This is a genomic window from Nocardiopsis lucentensis DSM 44048, from assembly GCF_000341125.1.
GTDB lineage: Bacteria > Actinomycetota > Actinomycetes > Streptosporangiales > Streptosporangiaceae > Nocardiopsis > Nocardiopsis lucentensis.
Genome location: NZ_ANBC01000261.1, coordinates 1,935 through 6,769, shown reverse-complemented (window position 1 = coordinate 6,769; position 4,835 = coordinate 1,935). Strand labels below are relative to the sequence as shown.

The window sequence follows — 4,835 nt, the reverse complement described above, 5'->3', positions numbered from 1 at the left end:
GGCGCGGAGCGGGCGGCCGGGACCGCGTGGTTGCCGTGGGCCGTCGGCGGTGTCGCGGTCCTGCTCCTCCTCGGCGGCGGCTACCTGCTGTGGACCCGGCCGCGCGCGGTACCGGCCCTCCGTCAGCACGCGGCCTTCGACAACGTCGACCAGGCGCACCGGGAGACGCTGGAGCGGAGGGCCGGCCAGGAGCTGGTCGAGCTCGGCGAACGGCTGGGCGCGATGGAGCACCGGTCCGCCGCCGAGGCCGAGGCCCTGAGGGGCGCCCCCGACGCGCACGCCGCGGCCCGCGCGATCCACGACCGGCTCGACGGCGGCTCCCTGGCCGACGTCGTCGGCGTCCTCGTACTGCTGGACCTGGCCGAGGAGCGCATGGCCCGGCGCGGGCGCGGCGGCCTCCGGCGCCGCCACTGCTACGCCAACCCGCTGCACGGCACCGACACCAGGCCCACCGACTGGCGGCAGACGGGATCGAGGCGTGCCGTACGGGTGCCCCTGTGCGGGACGTGTGCGAAGGCGGTGCGCGCCCGGATGCGGCCCAACGCCCTGCCCGTCGAGCACGGCGACCGCACCGTGCCCTACTTCGAGGTGCCCGCGGAGGAGAGCGTGTGGGCGGCCACTGGTTTCGGTACCCTCACCGACGACCTCGTCGAGCGGATCCAGCGCGGTGACCACCGCTGACCATGCGCGGGCGGTGACGGACGGATAACGTATCGAACCGGGTTCCGTGGCCGGTTCCGGACTCGATGTGATCCGCCACGTCCCGGGCTGCGTGACGTGGCTATAGTTCCCTGGGGCCTGTCATGGGGAGAGACCAGGGCCATGTGACCATCAACCAAGGAACGGGGCGGATGTGGACGACCCCCAGCACCAGGACGGGCCGGGATCGGAACGAAACCGGGCCGGACACGTCGTCGGTGATTTCCGGCTGGTGCGCTCGTTGGGGCGCGGTGGTTTCGGGGAGGTGTTCCTGGGCGAGTCCGGTGACGGGACCCGTGCGGCGGTCAAGGTGCTGCACGCCAGTTGGGCCGGGGACGCCGAGATGCGCCGCCGCTTCACCGCGGAGGTGGAGCAGGCGCGGCGGGTGAGTGGTTTCTGTATCGCCGCAATCGTGGACGCCGATCCCGAGGCGGAGGAGCCGTGGATCGCCACGGAGTACATCGACGGCCCCACACTCCAGGACGCGGTGGCCCAGGGCGGCCCGCGGACCGGTGTGGAACTGCACCGCCTGGCGGTCTCCACGGCCACGGCGCTGGCGGCCATCCACGCGGCCGGTGTGGTGCATCGGGACCTGAAGCCGGAGAACATCATGCTGGCTCCGGACGGGCCGCGGGTGATCGACTTCGGGATCGCCAAGGCGGTGGAGTCGACGTCGGTGACGGCCAGCGGGGTGATCGGGACCATCGGGTACATGGCCCCGGAACAGCTTGAGGGCATGCGTTTGACCTCGGCCGTGGACATCTTCGCTTGGGGTTCGGTGATGGTCTACGCCGCGACCGGGCACGAGGCCTTCCCCGGCCCGACCCAGGCCTCCCGCATCGCCCGCATCCTCAGCGCCGAACCCGAACTCGGCGCGCTCACCGGGGCCCTGCGGGACATCGTCCGTACCTGTCTGGACAAGGACGCCGCCCGTCGCCCGGACGCCGCCACCCTGCTCAACCAGCTGGTCGCGGTGCCCTCCGACGGGTCCCGGCCTGCCCCGCTCCCCGCGGCCGCCGAGCCCGCGCGCGTCGAGGCGGACACCGCCACCCGTGTCGAGCGACCCGTCACCGTCGACCCCACCCGTGTCGAACGACCCGTTCCGGTGGACCCGACCCGCGTCGCCCCCTCCGGGGGAATCGACCCCACCCGCGTCGCCCCGGCCGCGACGGCCGATCCCACCCGCGCCTACACCCGCGTCGCCCCGGCCGCCCCGGCCGCCCCGCCGCCCGCGACGGGACCGACGACCGGGGCGCCGTACCCGCCGGACGCACCCCTTCGCGACGGTGTGCCCCCGTACCACTTCGTCGGCGTTCGGTTCACCGACACCCGGTCCCTCGCCACCGCCATGCAGCAGAACTGGAACGCCGCCGTCCGGGTGTTCAGCGACCCCCAGGAGCGCGCGGCACTGGGCGCGTGGATCATGGACGACCTCGGTGACACGTCGGTGGACCGGTCCCTGTTCCGTCGCCAGGTCGACGACGCCAACCTGGCCATCGCCTCCTTCATCGCCCAGCTGTGCCCCGAACTGCCCCCGGTCTTTCGCGGCCGGGGCGCCACGCCGGCCGAGCTCGGCGACCTGTTCAACGACCCTCGGCCGCTGTTCACCGGTGCGCCCCTGGCCAACGAGATGGCGCTGCTCGCCCGCCCCGAGGTTCTGCGTGTCATGAACGCACACCGCACCGACGAACCCGGGCGGCTCCGCGAGCTCGCCGACCACCTGGAGGAGGCCGAACGCGCCGGAATCGACTTCCACCGCCAGCTCGTCGACCACCTGGCCGGATGGAACGCGTCCCGGGCCGAGGCCAACCCCGCGCTCATCCTCACCTTCCTGCTCCACCCGGAGCGGATGGTGCGCCCCGCCACCGGTGATGACAGCGAACTGTCGGCCTGGGTCGAGATCCTGTGGACCCGGGTCGAGGGGAGCCCGCTCCCCGTCAACGCCGGATGCGCGGCCGCGGTCTACGGTGCCCTGCCGACGATGCGGGCCCTGGCGGCACAGAGGCGCGACTGGGAGGGGCGGTTCGCCGCGGCCCAGGAGAAGCACGGGGCACTGGCGAGCAGGGTCACGCTCCAGACACGCCTGCACACCACCGCGCGGTACTGCCGGTTCGCCTTCTCCGCGCTTCCGGTCGGCGCGGGACTCATCATGGCCGAGGCCCTGGGTTCCCTCGACTTCGCCCCGGACGGGGTCCTGGACCTCCTGGTCTGGATCGGCGTCTTCGGCCTGGTCGGCGCGGTGGTCTCCGGCATCGCGCTGAGGGTGGTGTGCGGTTCCCCGCCGCGCCGCGCCCGACGGGCTTGGGAGCTTCAACAGTCCAGTGTCCAGCTGCCGCATCTGTCCGCCGGGGTCGAACGTATCCGGGGCGATCTGCGCAGGGCGCGGGAGATCTGCGGTCTCTGACCGGCGCGCGACGACGACGGGAGAGGGAGGGCCGTGGCGGAGCTGGTCCGCGTCGTCCCTGAAGGAGACCGCGCGCGGACCACGTTCCGATGCCTGAGGGTCGGTGCGGGGCTGGAGGCCGGGTCCATGCTCTTCCTCGCCGTGGTCACGTCGCAGACGCCCGGCTCTGACATCAGTCCGCCGCCCTTCCCGACGTGCCCCATGCTCGGCTCGGGGCGGCCCTGGTGGCCCCGACCGTCGCCGACGTCGACAAGCACGGTGACGGGACCATGCGCACGCGCGGGGTGGACCGGCTCGGGGAGCTGCCGGGGATGATGCCCACGCTCCACGCGGGGCCGGGCGTGGTCAACGCCGACCCGCGACGTGCCCACGAGATCAGCGGTCGGGCCCCAGACCAGCGGGGGGTGACCTCCCCCGACCACACCGGGGTGTCGCGCTGACGTGACCGGAACCGTTGCCGCATCATCGTGGTGCGACGGCGGAGCCAGCGGCGGGCGGCAGGCACGGCGGGGAGGGGAGGGGAGCGTGGACGAGCGCGGTCCGAACCTCGGCCTGTTCCTGCTCTTCGTGGTGATGCTCCAGTTCGGCTACCCGATGACGCTGCAGGGGCAGGGCTGGACCCTCCTGTACACGCTGCTCTACGTCGGGATGATCGGCTTCGGCCTGCTCGTTGTGCGGGATCAGCGCGACCGGGTGCTGCCCGTCCTGGTCGTCGGCGTGGCACTGACGTTCTTCGCCCTGTGGGTCGCCGTCGATCCTCTGCGCGGCGTGGCGCTGCTCGGGCTGTTCTCCACGCTCTTCGCCTTTCAGTCCGGCGTCGTCTACTCACTGCTCAAGTTCGTCTACCGGCGCAGCCCGGCGCGCAGCCTGAACGTGATCGTCGCCGCCATCAGCGCCTACCTCCTCATCGGGGGCGTGTTCGCGACGTGGTTCAGCGCGGTCGAACTCCTCGTTCCCGGAAGTTTCACCGACAGCGCGAACCCCGATGAACCGATGGCCTGGCAGAGCTTCGTGTACTTCTCCTACGTCACCCTGGCCACGTTGGGTTACGGGGACATCGTCGCAGTGGCTCCGTGGACGCGCTCCCTGGCGGCCCTCGAGGCCGTGACCGGGACCCTCTTCCTCACCACCGTGATCGCCAGGCTCGTCGGCATGTACGTCGGGGCCCACACCCGGGAGCACCGGGACGGCGGCACCGCGGACTGATCCGCGGGGGCCGCCGGGACGTGGTCATCCACGCCGCGGACACCCTCGGCCAGCCCTTCCCGCTCCTGCGCGACGGCGCCGACCGCGTGTCCCTCCGCCGCTCACCGCGCGGGCGCGCCGCTCCCCGAGTTGTCCACCCACAGGTCGGCGTGCTCCCGGGGGCGGTGCGCGGCGTGGAACTCGTCCTCCTGCCGTGCCCACAGGGTCCGGTAGGGGGCGTACAGGGCGGCGTCGCGACGCAGGTCCAGCCGCCGGCCCCGTTCGGCGTCGGTCGCGGCCACCCACACCAGCAGGTCGAGGTGCGCACGCACCGGCCGGGCCCCGCACCCGCAGCCCTCGACGATGAGGGTGCCGCCGTCGTCCAGTTCCGGGGAGAGCACCGTCCAGGCCTCCTCGAAACCGCCGCGCTCCCAGTCGTAGCGCCGCCAGGCCGCGCGTTCCCCACGCGCGAGCGGCTCCAGGACCCACTCCCTCAGGAACGTGTGGGCGAGCGACAGCCCGTCCCACCCCGGGTACAGATCCTCCA

At 72.9% G+C, this 4,835-nt stretch carries 4 protein-coding genes and 1 pseudogene; 4 read left to right on the top strand and 1 reads right to left on the bottom strand.

Translation table 11 applies throughout. The features are described from left to right. From D471_RS0108960 to D471_RS0108945, 4 genes and pseudogenes are all read left to right on the top strand, one after another. Window positions 1–681, top strand: a pseudogene (locus D471_RS0108960) (hypothetical protein); the annotation flags it as partial. A 172-nt stretch (window positions 682–853) separates the two neighbouring features. After that, complete coding sequence (locus D471_RS33610; RefSeq protein WP_040688964.1) at window positions 854–3,103, top strand: serine/threonine-protein kinase; 2,250 nt, start codon at window positions 854–856, stop codon at window positions 3,101–3,103. Window positions 3,104–3,297: 194 nt separating this feature from the next. Continuing rightward, window positions 3,298–3,543, top strand: coding sequence for a hypothetical protein (locus tag D471_RS0108950; protein WP_152486260.1), 246 nt, complete (start codon window positions 3,298–3,300; stop codon window positions 3,541–3,543). A gap of 85 nt (window positions 3,544–3,628) precedes the next feature. Then, window positions 3,629–4,309: a potassium channel family protein gene (locus tag D471_RS0108945; protein WP_017598309.1), complete on the top strand. Its 681-nt coding sequence runs from the start codon at window positions 3,629–3,631 to the stop codon at window positions 4,307–4,309. 101 nt (window positions 4,310–4,410) lie between these two features. Here the strand turns inward: D471_RS0108945 and D471_RS42465 are convergent, their stop codons facing one another. Next, the gene (locus D471_RS42465; protein WP_017598308.1) at window positions 4,411–4,689 is read right to left on the bottom strand and encodes a nucleoside/nucleotide kinase family protein; all 279 of its coding nucleotides are present in this window, start codon (window positions 4,687–4,689) and stop codon (window positions 4,411–4,413) included. Between the last annotated feature and the right edge of the window lie 146 nt (window positions 4,690–4,835).